The sequence below is a fragment of the Acetohalobium arabaticum DSM 5501 genome (genome assembly GCF_000144695.1).
Lineage (GTDB): Bacteria > Bacillota > Halanaerobiia > Halobacteroidales > Acetohalobiaceae > Acetohalobium > Acetohalobium arabaticum.
This window is the reverse complement of sequence record NC_014378.1, coordinates 1,222,867-1,247,000: the sequence shown is the minus strand read 5'-3', so window position 1 is coordinate 1,247,000 and position 24,134 is coordinate 1,222,867. Positions and strand designations below refer to the sequence as shown.

At 34.2% G+C, this 24,134-nt stretch carries 22 protein-coding genes and 1 riboswitch; of the genes, 4 read left to right on the top strand and 18 right to left on the bottom strand.

From position 1 onward, the window contains the following. Positions 1-60: 60 nt before the first annotated feature. From acear_RS06055 to acear_RS06005, 11 genes are all read right to left on the bottom strand, one after another. Positions 61-666 (bottom strand): GTPase domain-containing protein, encoded by a 606-nt coding sequence (locus acear_RS06055; protein WP_013278128.1) that lies wholly within the window; start codon positions 664-666, stop codon positions 61-63. Between the two features lie 28 nt (positions 667-694). Further along, positions 695-1,627, bottom strand: coding sequence for an AAA family ATPase (locus tag acear_RS06050; RefSeq protein WP_013278127.1), 933 nt, complete (start codon positions 1,625-1,627; stop codon positions 695-697). 124 nt (positions 1,628-1,751) lie between these two features. Beyond that, complete coding sequence (gene miaA, locus acear_RS06045; RefSeq protein ID WP_013278126.1) at positions 1,752-2,714, bottom strand: tRNA (adenosine(37)-N6)-dimethylallyltransferase MiaA; 963 nt, start codon at positions 2,712-2,714, stop codon at positions 1,752-1,754. Positions 2,715-2,729: 15 nt separating this feature from the next. Beyond that, positions 2,730-4,712 (bottom strand): DNA mismatch repair endonuclease MutL, encoded by a 1,983-nt coding sequence (mutL, locus tag acear_RS06040; protein WP_013278125.1) that lies wholly within the window; start codon positions 4,710-4,712, stop codon positions 2,730-2,732. Positions 4,713-4,735: 23 nt separating this feature from the next. Beyond that, on the bottom strand, positions 4,736-7,417 hold the full coding sequence (gene mutS, locus acear_RS06035) for a DNA mismatch repair protein MutS (RefSeq protein WP_013278124.1): 2,682 nt from the start codon (positions 7,415-7,417) through the stop codon (positions 4,736-4,738). A 158-nt stretch (positions 7,418-7,575) separates the two neighbouring features. After that, positions 7,576-7,947: a YlbF/YmcA family competence regulator gene (locus acear_RS06030; protein ID WP_013278123.1), complete on the bottom strand. Its 372-nt coding sequence runs from the start codon at positions 7,945-7,947 to the stop codon at positions 7,576-7,578. 71 nt (positions 7,948-8,018) lie between these two features. Next, the gene (miaB, locus tag acear_RS06025; protein ID WP_013278122.1) at positions 8,019-9,371 is read right to left on the bottom strand and encodes a tRNA (N6-isopentenyl adenosine(37)-C2)-methylthiotransferase MiaB; all 1,353 of its coding nucleotides are present in this window, start codon (positions 9,369-9,371) and stop codon (positions 8,019-8,021) included. A 142-nt stretch (positions 9,372-9,513) separates the two neighbouring features. Further along, complete coding sequence (locus tag acear_RS06020; protein WP_013278121.1) at positions 9,514-9,858, bottom strand: DUF1622 domain-containing protein; 345 nt, start codon at positions 9,856-9,858, stop codon at positions 9,514-9,516. A gap of 204 nt (positions 9,859-10,062) precedes the next feature. Continuing rightward, positions 10,063-10,884: a sigma-70 family RNA polymerase sigma factor gene (locus tag acear_RS06015; protein WP_013278120.1), complete on the bottom strand. Its 822-nt coding sequence runs from the start codon at positions 10,882-10,884 to the stop codon at positions 10,063-10,065. A gap of 283 nt (positions 10,885-11,167) precedes the next feature. Next, on the bottom strand, positions 11,168-11,443 hold the full coding sequence (locus tag acear_RS06010; protein ID WP_013278119.1) for a DUF1540 domain-containing protein: 276 nt from the start codon (positions 11,441-11,443) through the stop codon (positions 11,168-11,170). Between the two features lie 82 nt (positions 11,444-11,525). Beyond that, positions 11,526-12,992 carry a VWA domain-containing protein gene (locus tag acear_RS06005; protein WP_013278118.1) on the bottom strand — a complete coding sequence of 489 codons (1,467 nt, stop codon included), beginning with the start codon at positions 12,990-12,992 and terminating at the stop codon, positions 11,526-11,528. A 198-nt stretch (positions 12,993-13,190) separates the two neighbouring features. Here acear_RS06005 and acear_RS06000 point away from each other — a divergent pair, with 198 nt between their 5' ends. Continuing rightward, a complete protein-coding gene (locus acear_RS06000; protein ID WP_013278117.1) occupies positions 13,191-13,706 on the top strand; it encodes an ECF transporter S component in 516 nt (171 codons plus the stop codon). A gap of 26 nt (positions 13,707-13,732) precedes the next feature. Beyond that, positions 13,733-14,722 (top strand): AIR synthase family protein, encoded by a 990-nt coding sequence (locus acear_RS05995; protein WP_013278116.1) that lies wholly within the window; start codon positions 13,733-13,735, stop codon positions 14,720-14,722. 170 nt (positions 14,723-14,892) lie between these two features. Here acear_RS05995 and metX read toward each other — a convergent pair whose 3' ends face one another. The 4 genes from metX to acear_RS05975 all read right to left on the bottom strand — a co-directional run bounded on the left by metX (position 14,893) and on the right by acear_RS05975 (position 18,047). Further along, complete coding sequence (gene metX / locus acear_RS05990) at positions 14,893-16,029, bottom strand: homoserine O-acetyltransferase MetX (protein WP_013278115.1); 1,137 nt, start codon at positions 16,027-16,029, stop codon at positions 14,893-14,895. Positions 16,030-16,060: 31 nt separating this feature from the next. After that, entirely contained in the window at positions 16,061-17,257 is a 1,197-nt protein-coding gene (locus acear_RS05985) for an O-acetylhomoserine aminocarboxypropyltransferase/cysteine synthase family protein (RefSeq protein ID WP_013278114.1), read from the bottom strand. 92 nt (positions 17,258-17,349) lie between these two features. Then, a riboswitch (SAM riboswitch) is annotated at positions 17,350-17,465 on the bottom strand. 64 nt (positions 17,466-17,529) lie between these two features. Then, positions 17,530-17,787, bottom strand: coding sequence for a CPF_0552 family protein (locus tag acear_RS05980; RefSeq protein ID WP_013278113.1), 258 nt, complete (start codon positions 17,785-17,787; stop codon positions 17,530-17,532). A gap of 14 nt (positions 17,788-17,801) precedes the next feature. Next, the gene (locus acear_RS05975; protein ID WP_013278112.1) at positions 17,802-18,047 is read right to left on the bottom strand and encodes a YkuS family protein; all 246 of its coding nucleotides are present in this window, start codon (positions 18,045-18,047) and stop codon (positions 17,802-17,804) included. Positions 18,048-18,345: 298 nt separating this feature from the next. Here acear_RS05975 and acear_RS05970 point away from each other — a divergent pair, with 298 nt between their 5' ends. Further along, positions 18,346-18,927, top strand: a complete 582-nt coding sequence (locus acear_RS05970) for a class I SAM-dependent methyltransferase (protein WP_013278111.1) — start codon at positions 18,346-18,348, stop codon at positions 18,925-18,927. 22 nt (positions 18,928-18,949) lie between these two features. Here acear_RS05970 and acear_RS05965 read toward each other — a convergent pair whose 3' ends face one another. From acear_RS05965 to acear_RS05955, 3 genes are all read right to left on the bottom strand, one after another. Then, on the bottom strand, positions 18,950-21,103 hold the full coding sequence (locus acear_RS05965) for an efflux RND transporter permease subunit (protein ID WP_148217684.1): 2,154 nt from the start codon (positions 21,101-21,103) through the stop codon (positions 18,950-18,952). A gap of 197 nt (positions 21,104-21,300) precedes the next feature. Beyond that, positions 21,301-22,722 (bottom strand): BamA/TamA family outer membrane protein, encoded by a 1,422-nt coding sequence (locus acear_RS05960; protein ID WP_013278109.1) that lies wholly within the window; start codon positions 22,720-22,722, stop codon positions 21,301-21,303. Between the two features lie 78 nt (positions 22,723-22,800). Then, positions 22,801-23,559, bottom strand: coding sequence for an outer membrane lipoprotein-sorting protein (locus tag acear_RS05955; protein WP_013278108.1), 759 nt, complete (start codon positions 23,557-23,559; stop codon positions 22,801-22,803). Positions 23,560-23,851: 292 nt separating this feature from the next. On the opposite strand from acear_RS05955, the gene acear_RS05950 reads away from it, so the two are divergent. Then, entirely contained in the window at positions 23,852-24,031 is a 180-nt protein-coding gene (locus tag acear_RS05950) for a hypothetical protein (protein ID WP_013278107.1), read from the top strand. The last annotated feature ends 103 nt before the right edge of the window (positions 24,032-24,134 follow it).

Below are 24,134 nucleotides of genomic sequence, written 5' to 3'. Positions count from 1 at the left end.
ATTCACTGTTTTAGGAAACTTCAATACCTCCTGTAAGTCATCCTTTACTGATTAGTTTTTCTAAAGATTCTTTAATAAAAACCTCTTTACTTTTCTAAATCCCTGTTGATAGAGAGCAGAAATAGGAATTATTTTTGCCTGATTAAGCTTTTCCTGCAGAAAGGATAAATTCTTCTGGGCTACTTTAAGATCGGTTTTATTGGCTAAAACGGCATAACATTTTTCTACTTTACAATAATTATAAATTTCTAAATCTAATTCTGAAATTTTCTGTATTCCTTCACTACTCAACTTAGCCAGATCAATAATATGTAAAACTATATCCGCCTGACGCAGTTTAGTCAGAGTCTGAGCCATAGCCTTTCGAATTCCGCGATCAGAATGAATCCCTTCCACTAAACCACAGGTATCCATAAGCTTTAATTCTTTCTTTCCCTTCCCTACCGGCAGCTGTAGCTGTACCTGTTGAATTTCTGTGGTAGTATGGCTTCTTGATGATACTAACTCTTCCCTAGCTGCCTGCAGCTGATAAGTCCGTTGGGATGAGAATCCTGCCGGCTGCTTAAGTGTAAACTTTAACTCATTTATCCCTAAATAATCGGCAAAATTAATAGTAAAACAGGTCTTACCTGCATTTGTCTGGCCTACTACTAGAGATTTAGCCATAACTGCTCCTCTCCTCAATAATCATTACTTACTCTTCAAAGTCTTCAGGCTGAATCAACATTAAGTCTTTCCGAAAAATATCTTCTTTCTCAACTACCCGCATAGCCTGAACCCGAATTGCCCGTTCAATTAAGTTTCTCACTGTCCGGGCATTTCCTCTCTCAGAACCTGATTTCTGTCTCTTTTTAGCTAAAATCTTATATAATTTACTTTCAGCTGTTTGGCTTAATTCATATTCTCTCTCTTCTAACATCAATTCAGCAATTTCAATTAATTCATCTAAAGTATAATCATCAAAATGAACCTTGATCGGAAATCTAGAACTAAGTCCAGGATTAGTCTCCAAAAATTCTTCCATTTCCCGAGGATAACCAGCTAAAATAACTATTAAATCATCACGATTATCCTCCATTCCTTTAACTAAAGCATCAATAGATTCTTTTCCAAAGTCTCTAGTACCGCCTCTTGCTAATGAATATGCTTCATCAATAAAAAGAATTCCTCCTAAAGCTTCTTCAATAGCATCTTTTGTTTTTTGAGCAGTATGACCGATATACTCCCCTACTAAATCAGCCCGTTCAACCTCTTTAAGATGTCCTTCACTCAATAGGCCCAATTCTTTAAATAATTCCCCAAAGATGCGGGCAATTGTAGTCTTTCCGGTTCCAGGGTTTCCTTTAAAGACCATATGCATCACTAACGGTTCAGTAGCTAACTGATTCTCCTGTCGCTTCTGCTGTATCTTCACAAAGGCTTCTAGTTCATCAACTAATCTTTTCAGCTTATCCAATCCGACTAATCTATCCAGTTTAGCCTTAACTTCTTTAAGCTTTTCTTTAGAATCATTATTATTAATCTGTTGTTCTTTCAAAGCCAGACTGCTGTCATTTAAAAAGCGAAAACTCTCTGTTATTGACATCTTACCATTCTCAATCTGTTCAATAATCTCCCTTTTCTTCAACTGCTAATCACCCCTTTTCTGATTAGCAATTAGTGGCTTTAAATATTATATGTAAGTTGATTAAAATCGTGCAAAATAAAAAAACTTCTGAGAAATAAATTTTCTCAGAAGCCAATTAGCCCAATTATGAAGTTATTAATTCCATATCTTCAGAAGATAATTTCTCCTTGATTACATCTTCTACATCAGAAACTAACTCTTCATCTTCATATTCTCCAACATCGAACCAGTGAATCTCATCATCTTTTCTAAACCAGGTTAGCTGCTTTTTAGCAAAGTGACGGGTATCCCGTTTGATTAATCTAATTGCTTCTTCTAGATCATATTCTCCTTCAAAGTAACCGATTAACTCTTTATAACCCAATCCCTGCATTGAAGTTAATCCCCGTTCATAACCGGCTTCATATAATTCTTTAACCTCTTCTATTAATCCATTATCAATCATTAAGTCCACCCGGCGGTTAATCCGTTCATAGAGTTCATCCCGGTCCCTCTTTAACCCAATCTTGACTGCCCGATATCTAGGCGGCCTTTCCTTGGCCTTCTGACGAAAATGGGTAGAAGTTTTTCCTGTCTGCTGATAAACTTCAATTCCGCGAATTACCCGTCTTAGATCATTAGGATGCAGCTTATCGGCTAAAGTAGGATCGATCTCCTTTAGCTTATCATGGACATACTCTGTACCATGCTCTTCCGCTTCTGCTTCCAGCTGTTTCCGCAGATCCCAGTCAGTTTCCATTTCGGGAAAGATAAAGCCTTGAATCAAAGCCTTAACATATAAACCAGTACCTCCAACTAACATCGGCAGTCTACCGCGTTCTACTATTTCAGGAATCAATTCATCTACTCGCTCTTGAAAATCGGCTACGCTAAAATCTTGATCAGGAGTCAATATATCTATCATATGATGAGGAATACCCTGGCGTTCTTCTACAGTCGGCTTAGCTGTACCAATATCCATTCCCTCATAGACCTGCATTGAATCACCAGAAATAATCTCCGCATTCAGCTCCTTGGCTAATGTAAAAGATAATTCCGTCTTACCTACAGCCGTAGGTCCAATAATGGCTACTAGTGGTTCCTGCATCTTAATCCCTCCCTGCTAAATACGTTTAAACTTCTTATCTAACTCTTTTTTAGAAAAATGAATAATCGTTGGTCTACCGTGCGGACAGGTATGCTGGTTTCCGCTTTCTTCTAACTGCTGTAATAAACTCTCCATCTCTCCCGGCACCAAACTTTTACCGCTCTTAATTGCACCGCGGCAGGACATTATTACAAGTAAGTCTTCGATTATCTCTGTTGGTTCCTGTATCTTCCCCTTATCCAATAGATTATCAATTATATCTAAACATAATTCCTTGATATCCAGTTTATGGAGTAGGTTAGGTACAGCTCTTACTAGATATGTCTGGCCTCCAAAAGCTTCAAATTCAAAACCTAAATTCTTTAGATGTTCACTATTCTCCTCTAAAATCTCTATTTCAGGATTAGTTAATTCCAGTCGAACCGGCATCAATAAAGATTGGGACTTAATCTCTGCTTGTTTAAACTTCTCCATTAATTCATTATAGAGGATACGTTCATGAGCAGCATGTTGATCAACAATATAGAAGCCGTCTTCTCCTTGAGCTATAATGTAAGTATTATGAATCTGGCCTAAGGGAAGAAAGCTTGATAGAGACTTTGTCGCATCGTCTTTATTATAGTCTGACTGGCTTTCTTTTATTGCTACCGACTCTTTATTTTTCTTTTCTTTTTCATTGCTTTGTTCTCTCTTTTGGAAATAATCAGCTTGTTTACTCTGTTTTTCAATACCATTTTTAAGTTCTTCTGCTGATTCTTTTCTGTTAATTCTATCGCTAGATTCCTTCGTTTCATTAATCTGATCCGTTTGGATACTTTTATCTTGATTATCATTAGTAGTCTTCTGCGTGGATTTTTCTTTTTTCTGAGACTTCTTTTTGTTTTTTTCTGAACTAAACTTTCTTTTTTTAGTTAATTCCAACTCCTGTTGCTGCTTAGAATCCTGTGAATCCTTCTTTGAAACAGCAGTACTATCTTTAGAATTCAACTTTACTTCTGGAATTAAATCAGCATTACTCAATGCTTCTTTTACTCCATTCTGTAGAACAGAAGCCACTTCCTTTTCGCGGCTGAAGTTAACTTCCATTTTCGTCGGATGAACATTAACATCTACTAACACTGGATTTAATTTAATCGTTAAAATAGCAATAGGATGTCGCCCTTTAGCTAAAAGTGTATGGTAGGCTTTGGATATAGCTTCACTTAAAGCTCTACTTTTAATATAGCGACGGTTAATAAAGAATGACTGATGCTTTTTCGAAGCCCGGCTGATATTCGGCTTTGAGACATAACCGCTTACCTGCATATACTTATCTTCATAATCTACAGCTATCATGCTTTTAGCGACCTCTTTACCATAGACACTTAAAATTGTATCCATTAAATTACCATTGCCAGGCGTCTCTAATACTTTCTTCTGATTATGGCTTAACTTGAAGGTAATCTCTGGATAGGCCAAAGCCAATCGATTAACAATATCACTAATCCGTCTTATCTCAGTAGCAGATGTCTTGAGATACTTATAGCGGACAGGAGTATTATAGAATAGATCCTTAACAATAATATTAGTTCCAATAGGACATCCCGCATCCTCAATCTTTTTAATCTCTCCGCCGTTTATTTTAACTAAAGTACCTCCTAGTTTATCTTCAGTTCTTGTCTTCATCGTCAACCGGGAAATAGCAGCAATACTGGGTAAAGCCTCTCCTCTAAAACCGAGACTACGGATTGAAAAGAGATCATTGGCTTCAGTTATCTTACTGGTAGCATGGCGCTCAAGAGCCAACTCTGCATCTTCACGGGTCATACCGTAGCCTGTATCGATAACCTGGATTAAATCTTTCCCTCCGTTATTAACCTTGATTTCAATTTTATCGCTGTCAGCATCTATTGAGTTCTCTACTAATTCTTTAACTACAGAAGCAGGACGCTCTATTACCTCTCCAGCTGCTATTTTGCTGACAACTTCCTGAGGCAGTTTCTTAATCTGTTTCGGCATATTTCTTCACTCCTTAGAATCTTTTAAGCTAATTCCTGACTCTTTAACTCTTCCCTTGCTTCCTGTTGTAGCTGGTGGAGTTTATTCATAGCCTCTAGAGGAGTCATTGACATAATATCTAACTCACCAAGCTTTTGTATAAGTTCGCTATTTTGGGCTGCAAATAAGGCCAACTGGTTCTGCTGTTGTAATTCAGACTCTGATGTAATTTCAGCTTTGGCTTCAGCTACCTTCTCAGACTCTAAACTGTTATTTATCTGTTCATAATTATCTATCTCAGTCTCTAGCTTTTCTAAAACTTCATTGGCTCTATCAATTACCGACTTAGGCACTCCGGCCCGTTTAGCTACTTCAATTCCGTAGCTATCATTGGCTTTACCAGGTACAATTTTTCGTAAGAAGGTGATATCACTGCCTTCTTCTTTGACAGCAACATTGTAATTCTTTACCCCCGGTAATTTAGACTCCAGTTCAGTTAGCTCATGATAATGAGTAGCAAAGAGCGACTTAGCTCCAATATTGCTCTGATCACTGATATATTCTGTTACCGCCCAGGCAATACTTAAACCGTCATAGGTACTAGTTCCGCGTCCGACTTCATCTAAAATAACAAGACTATTCTGCGTAGCATTATTGAGAATATTAGCAACCTCATTCATCTCCACCATAAAAGTACTCTGTCCAGTAGTTAAATCATCCGAAGCACCTACCCGGGTAAAGATGCGATCTACAATACCTATTTTAGCTTCATCTGCTGGAATAAAGCTCCCGATTTGAGACATTAAAACCATTAAAGCCACCTGACGCATATAAGTAGACTTTCCGGACATATTAGGACCGGTAATGATTAAAAAGCGGTCCTGATCACAATCAATATAACTATCATTAGGAACAAAGCTTTCTTCTTCTAACATCTCTTCAACCACAGGATGGCGTCCGTCCTCGATATCAATCACATCACTGGCATTTACCTCAGGATGACAGTAGTTATTATTGATAGCTACTTCTGCTAATGAAGCCAGCACATCTAGTTGAGCTACAATATCGGCTACTTTCTGAACTCTTTCCGTCTCCTGGGCTACCTTTTCTCTAATTTCAGTAAATAATTGATATTCTAACTCAACACTTTTCTCTTCAGCGCCCAAAATTTTGGACTCCTTTTCTTTTAGTTCAGGTGTAATATATCTTTCGCTGTTAGAAAGAGTCTGTTTTCGTTCATAATTATCAGGCACTAAATCCAGATTAGCCTTAGTTACTTCTATATAATAGCCGTGGACCTTATTAAACCCAACCTTTAATGACTTAATTCCTGTTCGTTCCTTCTCCTCTTTTTCTAAATTAGCAATCCAGTCTTTTCCTTCATTCATAGCCTGTCTAAATTCATCTAATTCTTCATCATAACCTGTTTTAATTATATCCCCTTCAGTTACTGTTGTCGGCGGTTCCTCTTTAATGGAACTTTCAATTAATTCATGAACATCTTCTAGAGTATCTAACTTATCAGCAGCCGATTTTAATTTAGAAGATTCAAACTGAGTTAATAATTCCTTAATCGCCGGTAGATTGGCTATTGAAGTTTTGAGAGCAATTAAGTCTCTAGCATTGGCTGAACCGTAGGTAATCTTACTCATTAGCCGCTCAAGATCATAGACTTCAGTTAAATTATCCTTTAGCTCCTCTTTAAGAAAGATATTATCCTTAAGCTCTCCAACTGCATCCAACCGGTTATTAATTCCTTCTACATCCAATAGCGGCTGTTCTAACCACTTCTGTAACTTACGTCCTCCCATAGCTGTGACTGTCTGATCTAATACCCAGAGTAGACTCCCCTTATATGATTGGTCACGGATTGTCTTTGTCAGTTCTAAATTCCGCCTCGTATTGGCATCTAAAGTCATATAATCCTTGGTTGAGTAGGTAGTTAACTGATTTAAGTGGCCTAAAGTCCGTTTTTGAGTTTCAATTAAGAAATCTAGTACAGCTCCAGCAGCAGTTACAGCAAACTTTAAATCTTCACAGCCAAATCCATCTAAAGAATTAACTTCAAAATGATCTATCAATAAATCATAAGCCTGACTATAATTAAATCGTTCCTTGATTTCATTAATAATCGGATCTAACTGCTGATTAATATAAGTAATTACCTCTGTCTTTTCGTATAAATTAGTATCAACTAAACATTCCGCAGGATTTATGCGGGCCAATTCATCTATTAAATTAGACTGAGCTTCTTCTCCTGTCAGTTCTGTTGTTGAAAAATCACCGGTCGAGATATCTATTGTGGCAATACCAAAACCTTCTTCATTAGCTACAACTGCTGAAAGATAATTATTATTCTTATCATCTAACATTTCATTATCAATTACAGTTCCCGGGGTAATTACTCTAACCACTTCCCGCTTGACTAAGCCGTTGGTTTCACTGGGGTCTTCTACCTGTTCACAGATAGCAACCCGATAGCCTTTATCGATTAAGGTAGCAATATATGATTCGGCTGAATGATAAGGAATGCCTGCCATCGGCGTCTTCTTGCCTTTACCTTTATTTCGAGAAGTTAAGGTTAATTCTAGTTCCCTAGCTGCTAACTCAGCATCATCAGCAAACATTTCATAAAAATCGCCTAATCTAAATAATAAAATTGCATCATCATATTCATCTTTAATTGAAAAGTACTGCTGCATCATTGGAGTTAATTCTTTAGCCATCTCTGCTACCTCCTAACCATAATCTATGTAAATACTTTGCTGATTAATATTTTCAACATAATATTGTATCATATTCAATTCTAAAGATAAAGAAGTATAATTATCAAAAAAGCCACAGGCTATAAACCTGCGGCTTTGTAAGCAAAAAGTTTATTAAGTTAGCAACTACATCCACTAGGACATTCGTCTTCAGCAGCTGCTTCTTCTCCCTGTAGTGCAGAAGTAATTACCTGGTTTACTGTCTGCATAATCTTATTGAAATTCTGCTGAGCTTCCATAAATTCTTTAATCTTTTCATTTTCCTGCATCTTAGCTTGAATAGATTGGATTTCTTGTTGCTGTTCCTGAGTTACTTCTTGGCCGTTAGCTTGTGCCATCTGTAGTCTCTTTTGAGCAGCTTGGAACTCATCTAATAGGCTCTTTGCTGTTTCATCACTTTCTACAGCTTCTTCTGCATCCTTTAATTCATTATACTCAGATGATTCTAAAATTTCGTCTCCTAATTCTTCTGCTTTATCCATAATTGACATAAATTAATCCACCTCCGGGTGTGTTTACAATATTAACCTTTTAAAAGATTAATATTCTCCTATGTTTTAAATTATTTCACTAAATCTCCAGTTAACGTCCAACTCGACGCCTTATTTATCTTAACATTTATTAGCTTGCCTGTCAAATCCTTATCGGAATTAAATACAACTATTTTATTAGTTCTGGTTCTGCCCGTCTGTCGCTCGGGATTATTTTTGCTTTCACCATCTCCGAGAACCTTTACTGTCTTGCCTAACAGCTTCTTATTCTTTTGGGCACTGATATCACTCTGAATATCCATTAACTTCTGAAGCCGCTTCTGTTTAACATCTTCTTCAATCTGTCCTTCCATTTCTGCTGCTGGTGTTCCACTGCGTTGTGAATACTTAAAAGTATAAGCCATATCGAACTCTACTTCTTCAACTAATTTCAATGTCTCAGCAAAATCCTCATCTCTCTCACCGGGAAAACCGACAATAAAATCTGTAGTAATTGCTGCCTGTGGAATATAACTGCGAATCTCTTCTACTAATGCTAGATACTCTTCTTGAGTATAGCCGCGATTCATTTTCTCTAGAATGCGGCTGCTGCCTGATTGAATCGGTAAATGGAAATGTTCACATACTTTATTACTGTCAGCAATTGTCTTAATTAATTTAGTAGTAAAATCTCTCGGATGTGAAGTCATATATCTAATTCGCTCAATACCTTCTATCTGATCTAATTCTTCTAATAAATCAGCAAAATCTATTTTTCTATCCAAATCATATCCATAAGAATTAACATTCTGTCCGAGTAATGTAACTTCTTTTACTCCATCATCAGCTAATTCTTTAATTTCATCTACTATATCTATTGAAGAACGGCTTTTTTCACGGCCTCGAACATAGGGTACTATACAGTAAGTGCAAAAATTATTACAACCATAAATGATTGTTACCCAAGCTTTATGATCAGTTTCACGCCTTGTTGGAAGATCAGGTATCAACTCTTCCTTTTCTCCCCAAATATCAATAATAGTTTCAGATTCTTCCTCTGCTGCATCCAGAAGCTGAGAAAATTCATGAATATTATGAGTTCCAAATACTATATCTACATGAGGATGCTTATCTTTAATCTTTTCTGCCATTCCTTCCTGCTGCATCATACAGCCGCAGATTCCAATGATTAGATCAGGATTTTCTCTTTTATACTGCTTTAGATATCCTATTTTACCGTGAACTTTAACCTCTGCATTCTCTCTAATACAGCAAGTATTAAGAATTATTACATCTGCTTTTTCTGTATCTTCTATTAGTTTATAGCCTTTTTCTTTCAATACTCCAGCTAATTTTTCTGAATCATGTTCATTCATTTGGCAGCCGTATGTTTCAATTACTGCTAAACCTTCAATATCTTCCTCTTTCTTCTCTTCTTCATTCATTTTTTACCCTCACTCCTTATTCTGTTCTACCAGAAGAAAAATTATACAATATAATTATGATTTATTAGCGAATATTTAACCTTAAAATATCTAAGATAGTATGATATAATGACACTGAATGGAGAGGTTTACTACATTGATTCTAATTATTCAATATAGCTCCAAGATCTCTGTTTAAAAAATAGTTTAAAGCGGTTCTGATTCCTATTATTGCTGCCAGCTGACCTATATCATTCCAGGTAGGAGCTACTACACTTCGTAAGATACTGGAACCAATCAATATGCCTAATCCTACCGAAAATGAATAACCTAACTTTGTTCTGCTTCTTTTCATAACATCTACAGCATCTTCTTTAGTAAAAACATTATTTAAATTAATCCAAAAAACAACTATTATTCCGTGAGCGATTATAATTATTGCAAATAATTGGGCCAAATAAGATATATATTCACTTAAAGTTATAATTAAGTCTTGCATTCTAATCATCTTTTCTCCCTCCTTAGATAATTATAATATCAAATTTACAATAGCAAGTAAAATATATTATACTGTTTACTAAATTAGACTAGATAAAAAGTATGTAAGTAAAGTTTTTAGATAATATTAGATTTTATTTGAATTGTGGTAATAAATGACTAAGTAAAAATAAACTAATATAAAAATAAAAAACTTATATAGCAGAATAAAACTCTATCCTGCTATATAAGCCTTTAGTGCTTTACTTCTGGAAGGATGTCTTAGTCTACGTAATGCCTTCTCTTGAATCTGCCTGATCCTTTCCCGGCTTAACTTAAATCTATCTGCAACTTCCTGTAAAGTCTTAGGCCAGTTATCTTTTAATCCAAAACGTAATCTAATTATTTCTGCTTCTCTATCTGTTAATTCTTCTAGAACTTCTTCTAGATCTTCTTGTAGAAATTGACGATTTAAATCAGTCATTGGCTCTTCTACGTCATCATCAGCTATTAATTCACCTAATTCTGTATTTTCATCATCGCCAACTAAATTATTCAGCGAAGCAAGATTTTGATCAGATGAAATTCTGATAATTTCTTTAACTTTTTCTGAATCAATTCCAGTTTCCTCACTAATTTCTTCAAAAGTCGGTTCACGATTTAATTGATTATATAACTTTTCCTTTGCTTTAAAGACTTTTGTTGTCTTTTCCCAGACATGCACCGGAACTCTTATAGTTTTGGCTTCCGGCAGGGCTCTAGTTATACTCTGTCTGATCCACCAAGTAGCATAAGTACTGAATCTATACCCTTTATCTGGATCAAACTTATCTATTGCTTTCATGAGCCCCAAATTTCCTTCTTGAATCATGTCTTCAAATTCCATACCTTTACCCCGGTATTTTTTGGCTATACTAACCACTAATCTTAAATTATGCTCAATCAATTCCTTTCTCGCTTCTTGGTCTCCATTTTGAGCCCCTTTAGCTAACTTAGCTTCTTCCTTTTTTGAAAGAAGGTCATGACCCATTTCCTGATAATATTGATTAATACTCACTTGATAAACCTCCTTCTCATTTTATAACTAAGCTAAATTATTACTTTTCTCTGTTATCAATCACTAATTAATTAAAGTTTAGATTAATTTTTAAACATTTATTTTTTAAGAATCCATAAAGTCAACAATTGACTCCTTTTGGGAAACCAAAGAAAAAGAATTCAATATAAAAGCATGTCTAAAAAAATTAACCCTGCTTTCAGCAGGGCCTATCACCATACAATTATATAGAAGATCATAGATAATGTCAAGTGTTTTTTATAAAAAACCTATATAAAATTAATTATTGGTCTGGGTTATTTGGGTTTGTACCGCCTAATCCCTGATCATATTTATCTTCTGGTACAAATGTTTTACAGTTACTTTGATAACATTCTGTAATCGGAGAAAGTCCCTTTTGATTAACAATCTGGTTAGTCTCTTCGACATCCATTTCATTGGGTAATTCTTTAGAAAAATCATCGCTAGTAATTAAAATCTTTTCCGCAACACATAGATTTGGTTCTTCAAACCACTTACAGTTCTCAACAGTACAGTGTACATGAGATTTCGGTCCCAATTTAATTTCCTCCTTTATTATAATCACTTTCCTTTATAGAATATCCTCGCTAGCATAATTTATACTTAGAAAATTCAAGATATTATAGAAGCTTCTTTTTAATTATCTGTTGCATATCTTTAAGTCTATTACATTTAAACATTTGGCAGTGGTTCTTAAACAGCTTAACTGAATCTCTATTTTCCCAAGCTGATTTAGGTAATGTATTGAGCCAGATTATATCTTTAACCTTACTTTTTATTGATTTAACCTTCTGTACTGCTTCCTCCAATCCTAAAGTTTTGGTATCACTGACAATAAAAACAACTGTTCTAGAAGTTAGCAGTGATTCATACTCCTGATTAAAAGTTTCTAATGCTTGATTTAAATTAGTAGCCCCGCTCCATTCTTTGCTGTCGCCAATTATTTCAGACATCTTAGCACCAAAGGACTTATTATCTTCAAAATAATCAGTTATCCGCTCTAAATCTTCAGAAAAGATAAAGCTCTCTATTTCTTTAATTACATCGGAGAATCCATAAATAAATTGAAGAATAAAAGTAGAATACTTAGCCATTGAATCTGATACATCACAGATTAAAAGAAATCTCGGTTTCTGGCGCCGGCGCTGTTGGTAGCTTAACTCAACTAATGTACCTCCGTATTTAATATTCTTGCGTAATGTACTCCGAATATCTATCTTACGAGACTTATTCTTCTTTTTCTGTCGTCTTGAAAACTTAGTAGCCAATTTACGAGACAAACGCTTTATTACCTCCATAGTTTCCTCTAAATTCTCTTCAGCTATCTCTTTGATATCTTTGGCCAAAATAAACTCTGATTCATCATCTAACTTATTAACTATACTCCGTAATTTACTATCTACTTCTCGATCCCCAGTCTTACGTACATCAATAGTTGAATCCAGATCAATAATCCCTTGTCGGTTTTGATTTAATTTTGCTTTCCAATACTGTAAACTACCTTGAATAAAATTTTTTACCATAGAATCAGTTTTAGATGCTTGTAGTAATGTTTCTCCGAATTTATCCCGCACTTGTTCATTTACTTTTTCTTTAACTTCCGGGTCTAGTTCTTCATATAACTCCTGCTGTTCTTGATCCAAATTATCTATTTCTATCTCCCATTCTTCATCATCTTCGTCATCCGAATCATTATCTTCTTTATCTTTTCTATCAATAGGATCGTGGATAACTTCATCATCTTCTGAAATTTCATCTTTATCCTCAACAAAAACAGATTCTTTTTCATTTTTCAAACCTTCAGAAGTAAAGAATAATTCAAAAACCTGGTTATAAATTTTTCTTTCTTCATAGTTCTTAACTAGTAATGCCTGTAATGTTAATTTAAATTCTTTTTTATTCAAGATATCTATTGTTTTTAACGAATCAACAGCTTCAATACTTTCAACTAAACTGATATTAAAACCTAACCCCCGTAAAATTTGAATGAACTTAATGATATTATTTTCAATATAATTATCAGTTGAATTCCCCTTGTTTTCTTCTACAAATTGCTCAAACTCATCTGTCAGCATCTTAATATCCATGCTATCTACTCCTTTTTCGATAACTAAAATTTACTTTTATTTTTATTTTATTCTATAGTAATATTCTTTTTCCTTTATCTATAAATTTAAATTCTAATGATAAATCTTCTTTAGGTGGTTTTTTTTATGACTGCAGGTGATATAATTTATAATGGAATCTTTATAATTGATTTTGAAAATTGAGGAGGAAGAAACATAATGAATAAAACTAAAGAATTATCATTAAATGGAATCTTAATTGCTTTAGTAGCTATAGCAACTATGGCTATTAAAGTTCCTGTTCCAGCTACAGAAGGTTACATTCATCTAGGAGATAGCATGATCTATTTAGCTTCAATCCTCTTTGGTTGGAAAACAGGCTTGATAGCCGGAGGATTAGGATCAGCTCTAGCTGATCTCTTTTCTGGCTATGCACATTGGGCCTTTCCTACACTGATTATTAAAGGGTTAGAAGGATTAATCATCGGTAAAATTGTCCATCAAACAGCTCGAAATACTTCCCTGAGAATCAAAGATATTATTGCCGCTTTTATTGGAGGCGGCTGGATGGTATTAGGTTATTACTTGGCCGGTGCTGTCTTAACTAATAGTCTTATTGTACCTCTAAGCAGTATTCCCTGGAATATAATTCAGGCAGTTGGGGGAGCAATTATTGTCTTCCCGATCATCTTTGCTATTATCAAAAGTAATATATTGGATTATCTGAATAATTAAGCTTTAAACTAATTGGGGTGATATCTATGAAAGCAGGTAAACTAAACATAAATAATCTTAAAAGTTTGATTCTGGACCAAATTTCAGCCACTAACCAGGATGTATTAGTTAAACCAAATATTGGAGAAGATTCGGCAGTAATAGATTTTGGGGAATTTGTAGCAGTTATTTCTACTGATCCGATTACTGGAGTTCAGGAAGGAATGGGCAGCTTAGCCGTCAATGTAGCCTGTAATGATATAGCAGCTAATGGTGCGGAACCGATTGGGATTCAACAGACATTATTAGTACCTCCAGAGACTACCGAAGACGAAATTATTGCTATCACGCGTGATATTAATCAGGGTGCTAAAGAGTTAGGAATCGATATTTTAGGCGGACATACTGAAATTACAGATATTGTTAATAAACCCCTAGTCTCCTGCACCGCTATTGGTAAAACCACTAAAGAGAAGTTTGTTACTTCTTCTGGAGCTGAAATAGGCGATGATATCATAGTTACTAAATGGACTGGATTGGAAGGAGCTTCTATCTTGGCTGTAGATTACTATAATAAATTATTAGAGTTAGGTGTTGGTAAAGAAACGTTAGCAACTGCTAAAAACTTTGGTAATCAGATTAGTGTCCTTCCAGAAGGATTGATTGGAGCTGAATTTGGGGTAAATGCTATGCATGATGTAACCGAAGGCGGACTTTATGGTTCACTCTATGAATTGACAGAAGCAGCAGAGACTGGTTTTATGATAGACCAACAGAAAGTACCGCTTCATCCAGCAACAGAAAGCATTATAGAAGCACTAGAATTAAATCCATACCAATTAATTGGATCTGGTATGATGATTTTAACTACTTCTAGAGGAGAAGAATTAATTAAAGAGTTAACTAAAGAAGATATCCCCGCAGCCATTGTCGGTGAAATTACTGAAAGCCAGCGAATTATTAGAACAGATACTGAAGAGATTGAATTAGAGGAAGCACCGCAGGATGAACTGTGGCAGTTTTTAGCTGATAACTAAAAATTAAGTACCTAAAACCTCCTAAATTCTAGGAGGTTTTAGGTACTTTTTTAATTATATTTTTGATTTTTGATTGTTAAGTTAAGATTTTTAATATTGATGTTTGGTTATAAGTGACTAAGTATATATAAACCATTATATATAAAAAAAGGCTAAGTAATCACTCAGCCTTAAAGAAAGTTCCGAATTGGATCATCCAATTTATTAAACTCAATCAAAAATGAATCATGACCTACTTCAGAATTGATCTGATGATGCTTAATTTTTCCTCCTACTTTCTGAATTCCTTCTACTATTTCCATTGATTCTTCTGGGGGGAATAGCTTATCAGAATCAATAGTAATTAATAGATTTTCAGCCTCAATCTTGCTTAATGCTGCTTCAAAAGATTTATAATCGCGGCTTAAATCAAAAAGATCCATTGCTTTAGTAAGATAAATAAAAGAATTAGCGTCAAAACGGTTCATGAACTTTTCTCCCTGATAATCCAAATAACTATTGATCTGGAACTGATTATCCAGACTATAAAAATCTTTATCCTCGATTCTATCCCTACCAAATTCAGACTGGAAAGCTTCAGAAGTTCGATAAGTAATCATACCGATTTTGCGGGCTAGGGCCATGCCTTTAGTAGGCTTACGATTAGAATCATAATAATCGCCATTCTGCCAATCCGGATCATTCTTAATTGCATCAATTGCCAACTGGTTATAGGCCATAGTTCTTGCTTTTAAGCGGCCTGAAGTTGCAATAGGAATAATCTTTTCAACAAAATCCGGATATTCAACAGCCCATCTTAGAACCTGCATTCCTCCCATTGAACCGCCAATTACAGCAGCAAGCTGTTTAATTCCTAATCTATCCAATAAAGCCTTCTGTAAATTAACCATATCCTTGATAGTTACTACTGGAAAATTAAGTCCATACTCCTTTCCTGTTTCAGGATTAATCGAAGCAGGACCGGTAGTACCATAACATCCTCCTAAAATATTACTACAGATTACATAATACTGATTAGTATCAATTGCTTTTCCAGGACCAATTAAGGGATCCCACAGTCCTGGTCTTTTATCATCCTTAGTATACCAGCCAGCAGCATGAGCGCTGGCTGTTAAAGGATGACAGATTAAAACTACATTATCTTTCTTTGAATTTAGTGTACCGTATGTTTCATATGCAACATCTATTGGACTTAATTTAGCTCCTGATTCAAAATAAAATTCTTCCTCCTCAAATAAAGTTAACTCTTTTGTCTTTACCAAACCTACACTATTTACCGAATTAAGTCTTTTACTAGGAATACTCAACCTACTCCCTCCTTTCTTAGTTTAGAATCAATTAATCCAGCTTAGAAAAAGCCTGCTTTAGATCAGCAATAATATCTTCTACATTCTCAATACCTACTGATAATCTAATCAATCCTTCTGTAATACCGGCTGCTTGTTGGTCTTCTTTGGATAACTGTTCATGAGTTGTAGAAGCCGGATGAATAATTAAAGTTCTAGTATCGCCTATATTAGCCAATAACGAACATAACTTCACATTATTAATCAGCTGTTTACCTGCCTCTAAGCCACCTTTAACTTCAAAACAGATCATTCCGCCAAAGCTTCTTTGCTGTTTTTTAGCCAATTCATGATGTGGATGACTTTCAAGTCCAGGATAACGTACCCAGTCTACTTTAGGATGCTCTTCTAACCATTCTGCTATCTTTTGGGCATTCTCACAGTGTTTCTCCATTCGTAAAGAAAGGGTTTCTAATCCCTGAATAAATAACCAGGAATTCATTGGACTCAATGCTGGGCCAGTATCTCTATAACCTTCACTTCTCATCTGATCAATCAAATCTTTAGGCCCAACAACAATACCGCCTATTGAACTTCCGTGACCGCCGATGTATTTTGTTGCCGAATGCAGAACAATATCTGCACCCAAGCTTAAAGGCTGAGACAGATAAGGAGTATTGAAGGTATTATCAACAACTACCTTGATATCATGTTTATGAGCAATCTCAGCCACTGCTTCAATATCAACTAAATCTAATAGTGGATTACCTGGTGACTCTAAATAGATGATTTTTGTATCTTCCGTAATTGCTGCTTCCCATTCTGCTAAGTCATCTGGAGCAACAAAGGTAGTCTCGATTTCGTATTTAGGTAGTGTTTCCGTAAATAAATGGAATGTACCACCATAGATAGATCTCGAAGCAACAATCTCATCACCAGCTTCTAACAGCGTTAAAACAGTTAAATTTATAGCTGCCATACCTGAAGCTATAGCTAAACCGGCTTCTCCTCCTTCTAAAGCTGCTACTCTCTTCTCAAATACTGCATTAGTTGGATTACTCAATCTAGTATAGATATTCCCTTCTTCCTCCTGAGCAAATAAATTTGCAGCATGCTCAGCATCATCGAATACATAAGATGTTGTCTGATAGATAGGCACTGCCCGCGAACCAGTAGTTGGTTCTGGCTCGTAACCTGCATGAACAGATAGCGTATCAAATCCTAGCTTCTCTTTCTTCTCTTCTGTCATTTTTATTCCTCCATTTCTTAATTTGAATTCTACTAAAAATTAAAAAGCCTCTTCTTAGATAAGAAGAGGCTTTAATCGCTAGATCTCCACCTCTCTTATCTTTCAATGTCATTGCAACATTGCAGGAGTTGGCACCACTTCCCTGGCTATAGCCAAGGATGGTTGCCGGGCTTCATCGGGCCAGTCCCTCCACCACTCTTGATAAGAGAGTAATACATAATTATTTGATTCTTAAGTAATGATAACATATTTTAGTAATAATGTCAATTGGCCTATTCATGAAATTTTAGCTCCATAGTATTTACCTTCACTCCAGTAACTTCTTTTAACTCATCTGCTAAATTAGAAATTTCTTCCTTATCATCACGTAGCACTAATAAGATTAAACCTTCTTCTTGGCTGTCATCAGTTTCGTGAATTCCTAATCTTGTTTCTATAATACTGCCGTAGGTAGTAAGTATCTCTTGTACTTTAGGAGCTGAATTGGTCCGCTTATCAATTAAGATTGCCATTACATTAGAAGTTTTCAAAATTAATTCCTCCTCTATATTCTATTCTGTAGTTCTTCACTTACTTCAACAGCAGAAAGTCCATCAGCATTAATAACCGATGCTTCATTCTTAATATCCGACATATTCATTACATTTTTGTCTTCACCGCTAATAACAATTGCATCAACTTTTTGAAGATTATCTTCTTCTAAATCCATTACTTCATATCCTCTTCGTTCTAACTCCTGGCTTACATTGCTCAAATCATCTTCGACAGCTACTGAAATTTTACGTGCCATTTTTTATCACCTCTTTAAGTAAATATATTAATTTAAAGATCATCATTAATATTTTGCTCTATAATGTAAAATAAAATACATTATAGAACTTTATCCAGATAATATTAAAAAAATTCATTACTTTACTTCCTAGTGCTAAATATAATACTAACTTTTTTAAAATTTGATTTTAGCTATTATTTATAATGTTTCAGTTTTGTTATTTGATTATACTTCATAAACAAGAATATATGCCGTGACAATTGGTAACTTTAAAGATAAATTAAGAGAATGATAAGGAGGTAAATTATTAAATACCATGCAGTTACCGCCTAAGTTATATAATTGGCTTGTTAGACCTGAATGGTTAACTAATATATACATTAATGATTTACTTAAAGAAAACTTTATTCTTAAAAATAAAGATGTATTAGATTTTGGCTGTGGAATAGGTTCTACTAGTTCTATCTTTAATCCAGAAGATTATCTAGGTATAGACCCGGATCAAGAAAGAATAAAATATGCTCAACAGCTGTATTCTGATTATGATTTTCAAACTTTAGATAAAAGTAAGTTAGATTTTGAAGCTAATTCCTTTGATTATATTCTCATGATAGCTGTTCTACATCATATTCCATCAGACGAGTTAAGAGATATTCTTCAGCAATTTCATCAGATATTAAAATCTACTGGTAAAATTATTGTCATTGAACCCTGCTTTTTTTCTAACTCTTATCTTAATAACTACTTTATGAAGATAATGGATAATGGAGATTACATTCGTAATCCGAATCAATACTTCAAATTATTCCAGAATCAGTATTATAAAGTCAATCCTATTGCTAAATATAAAAAGATGATTCTTTATAATGAACTCTTCTTTTTTGCTATTCCAGCTTAACTTTTAAAAGTTTATATCTTTTTTAACTATCAGCTATTGATGATTCTAAAAATTCAGGTTCAAAGATAATACAGACTGCCGGCAGGAGAATTAAAGATCCAATTAAACAACCACTAATTGAGATTATTACTAAGAATCCAAAGAACTTAACCGGCAAAAAGTTTGATCCCAATAAGATAACAAAACCTACAATCACTGATAATGCATTAAAAATAATTCCTCTTCCTGTTGTCATCAATGTCTTCTTTACAGCAGCTTTAGAGTCTCTATTCTTTTTTTCCTTTCGATACCGCCATAAAAAGTGAATTGTATAATCAACTCCTACCCCAATCATAATTGAAGATAATAATGCTGTAATCATATTCAACTCAATTCCAAAGTATCCCATTAAACCAAAGAGAGTTACTATTGCTAAAGTTAGAGGTAAAATGGCTATTACTCCAGCTGTAAGAGAACTAAACAGATATATTACAATCAATGCTACACTGATTACCGAAAGAGTCAAACTAAAAACCTGTCCTTTCACTACTGAATCAACCAATTCTGCTAGTAAATCTCCAATTCCACCTATAAAGACAAAAGATGACTGATTGGAATTATCAATATTTTTATTAATAGAATCTACTATTTTATTAATTTCAGTTGTACTATTGGTCTTAATTCTAGCTCTAATTAGGGCATGTCTTCGTTCAAAATCAACTAATTCTGTTGATTCTTCAGACATTGAATAAAGTAGAAAGTATTGTGAGATTGCATTTCGAGTTGTAGGTACTCTTGCAAATTTCTCATTTTTATTATGTAGTTCTAGATTAATATTTCGCATTACATTGGAAATAGCTGTTACTTGATCGACTTTTTTATATTCTTTGAGCCTCTCTTCTAATTTAGCTATCTTCTTCATTACTGCTGGATCCTCAATATCCCCTTTGGCAACTATAGAAATAGTGCTTGTTCCCCCAAAGTACTTATTGATTATATTATTTGATTTAACTATTTGGGAATTCCGACTAAAATAATTGATAGGATTTGTATCTACTTTAAGCAGACAGATTCCAGAAGAAACTAAGATTATAACTAACAGAAAAGCAGTAATTATCTTTTTCGGATAGCTGGTAACAAAATCAGAGATTCCAAATAACATTTTTTCCATAGAACGAGAGTTATTATTCTTCTCAGTTATCTTAACAGGTTTCGGTTTAGAAAGCAAAGACAAGACTGCCGGCATAAATAATATACTTGCTAACAATGCAAATCCAATTCCAACTGCTGCTAAAACACCTAACTGCTGAGCCGGAACGATAATATGGGCTAAGAGACATAATAACCCTATTATTGTCGTTATTCCCGTAGCAATAATCGGCCGGCTTAAATTTCTTACCACTAACCGTGATAACTCTACTTCATTAATTGATCTTTGTTGATAATTTTCTTCTTGATAGTAAGCAATAATATGGATTCCATAGTCATTAGTAATTGCCATTAAAGCTACCGGTAAAATAACTGTAATTAGATGTATCTTCCAATTCAGCAGTGATGCTAACCCTATTGACACTATAATCGACATTACTGCTACAATAAAGGGGAGAATAATTCCCCGCAGCTGTTTAAAACATAGATACAGAAAAACTAAGACTATTAATAAACCGCTAGGCATAAACCTCTTTATGTCATAAATGATATTAGAAGCAATCTTAGCCCTAATAACCGGCATTCCAGCTAAATATATCCTTTCATCCTCAGATGATTTATCAATTATCTTATTTAATTTTTTAAGCAACAGTTGATCATCGGAATCTTTCTGTAAATATCCAACTACTGCAACTGCTTTGAAATCCTTCGCAATTAGATTACCATAAACCAAGTTATTATTCTTAATCTTTTGTCTTAATTGTTGTTTCTTACTAGTAGTTTCTGGTATTTTCTTAATAAGATCATCAATAATTAAATTATTATTCTTTCCTGTTATTGAATGCATACTAAAAGGGCTCTTTACTTTCTTTATTTGTTTTAATTCCTTTAAATTTTCTTCTAATTTTTTTACTTTCTTCAAAGTGGATAAATTTAATACATCATCAGCCGTTAAACTAATTATTATAAATTCTGTACCGCCGAATATTTCTTTTATTTTATCCAACTTTACTCTAGCCGGCATATTCTTAGCTATATTGCTCTGCAAGGCAGTATTAATTTCTATTTGAGGAATCTGGAATGCAAAAAAGAAAGTTATCAGCAAAAAGATAATAATAACTATTTTAGGAAAGCGAAGAGATAGATTAATTACTTTATCTAAAATATTATTCCCTCCCTACCTGTGAATGACTACCTATATCATTCCAGATTTGGAGGGAAAATATAATCCTTAGCTTTAATTTTTTAGAAAGTCTGACCTATATTCATTCTCATTTTAGTACCCTCGTCAGAAAACCCAACATCTGTCCGTACAACTACATCCTGATTGAAAAAGTACCTAACTCCAAAGCCGCCGGAGTAATGCATGTCTTCAGTAAATAATTCTTGATCAAAGTCACTACTTACCCGCCCAGCTTCAGCAAATATATTCCCCTGCAGTCTAGGTAAGATATTATCCAGGGGAAATCTTAGCTCTGTCTGATAGAGAACAGAGTTATTATCATAGAAACGGTAGTAATTATAACCCTTCATGGTATTTAGATCGCCTAATAGTGACATATCAAAGAATGGAGCATAGGTAGTAACTTCAGGATTGGAATCTCCAGATAACATATTTAAAAAGGTCCTTTCTTGATCTTTAACTTCTTCTCCTGTAGTACTCTGTGTTCTAAATCTAAATGCTAATGTGGATTCCTCGAAGACAGGTAAGTATTTTCGAGCATCTAAAGTATACTTAGTATAATCCCAACTATTTTCGCTGTCATGGCCTAACCAATCTAGACTCTTCTCTACTTTGGTAATCAACTTATGTCCCTGCCGGGGATTATTCTTGCGGTCAATCTCCTCATTCTCCCAAGCTAAAGAGATAGTATCAGACTTATAATCCGTAACTTGACTTTCTAGTTCTTCATATGTATAGGCAGTTACAATGTCATTAGTTTCATTAATTTTATAAGTTAAATCAATTGTGATACTATTATTCCAGCCATGATACAATTGATATCCATCCATTTTATCTCCGTTTGTTTGAGCTTCATTTAATAAGCTTGAATATACTTTTTCTTCTTTGTCAGTTTCTAAAGATTCTTTTGGATCAATATCATCAGAATCATCCAAAGTAGCAATAAGTGCATCCTCAACCCTCTGCTGACTAGTGGGACTTAAATCTTTAAATGAATCTATAACATCAAGAGTAGATTCTGGAATCTCTTCATCAGAACTATCATTACCTAAAGCACTATTCTTAATCTCATTATATTTAATTATCTTAAGGTCTCCGCCCAAGCTACACTTGTCTGATAGAGGATAATCCTTTACATTAGTAAAAGAAGTAAAGGTTTCTTTAGTCGGTGAATACATACTAGCTGAAATTAATTTTGTCTGGTTGTCAAATAAATCCGTATTATAATAAAAGTCCCCGACCATTAATCCAGCTTCATTTACATAATAAACAAAAGGAACATGCTTCTCTTCTGTCTCTTCATCAATAGTATAATAACCTTTAACTTTATTAACCATTTCACCAAAAAAACTCTTATCTTTTACTACTTTCACATCTGACTTTGATTCAGCTTCAGCCTCAGTTCCATAAGCTCCTCCCATGAATATCAAATTTAATAATACTACTATTATTAATACCGTAAAACACTTTATATATTTCTTCATTCCATCTCCTCCTTCATAAAAAAGCACTTCCTAGGTTCAGGAAATGCCGTATTAAAATTATTAATTTATAATTTAACTCTAATTATTTACCTGAAATAATTTATCATCAATCCTTTGGTCATAATCTATCTTATCTACATAAAGAATAGACTTGCTTCCGGTTTGATGATTCTCCATCACTATTTGTTGTGCTCTCCAGTAACCATTTATCTTCTTTAACTTCTTATTTCTCAATACCTTATATAACTTTCCTTCTTCATTATAGAATTCAATCTTAACCGGATACCAGTTCTTCTTTGCTACCCACATCTTACCATAATTATAATTAATATCAGCCTCAATCGGTATTATCTGTAATAAGAATTCCTGAGAATTCTCCCTTAGTATAATAGCTCGGTAGTCTTGTTTGTAATCTTGATCATTTAAGGTAGCTAAGTCTCGATAGCTAAAATTTGTTTCCAGAAAGCTACTATTCTGTTGTCTACCAGTAAGCTTTGTTGAAGATTCTAGCTCTGATAAATAAAGATACATATCTCTACTGTTGTTTTTATTTTTAGTTAAAAAAGCAGTATCTTTTAAATTAGCTGGAGCCAATAATCTAATTAATGATTTATCAACCCTTCCATTTTTGCTTATCCACTTTAATTTGTGTTCCATTTTATCGCCATTAGCATCATATGATTCCATTTTAGCTGTCAGCTTTACTGATTTAGCATTATTGGCCTCTTTAATTTTGGTTAATACCTCATCTCCATTAAGATTAGCTGCCGTAGTAAAAGTTATAATTCCAAAAAGTAAACCTATAAGTATTAATGAAATAATTAACCTATTCTTCATATCTATCACCTCCTATTCCATTACTATTAATTACTTATATACCTTTATTATATCCAATAATCCATAGTTAATCAATACTCGTGAACCACCTCCGAAACAAGCAACGGAGGCTTCAAAAGAAGTATGGTAATTAAGTCTCCGCCTGCTTAACAGGCAACCCCATTATCCCTAATTTGACGAATTATTTCAGGAATACAAAGGTATCGAACCTTAAAATTAATCTCAAGGATTTCCAATAAGTTCTAACATTTTTTGCTTCGTTACTTACATACTAATTTTTGGAGGTGAAAAAATGACAAAAGATAAAAATGAACAGCCTGAGATGAAAAATATTAAGAATAAAAAAGATGATGAAGAAAACAGACTAGAGGAATTAAATGAAGAATTTGATGATAGAAATATGGAGTCAGTTACTGAAGGCGATGAAGATTTGGAGGATGAAGAGATTGATAATATCGATCTCGGCGGTTAAATTGACAACTATGACAGAACTTAGACAAGGTTGTCAATCATCTAAGCTTGTCATTCAAAACATCACCTATAATTAACAGTATATAGTAATAGATTCAGTTCCA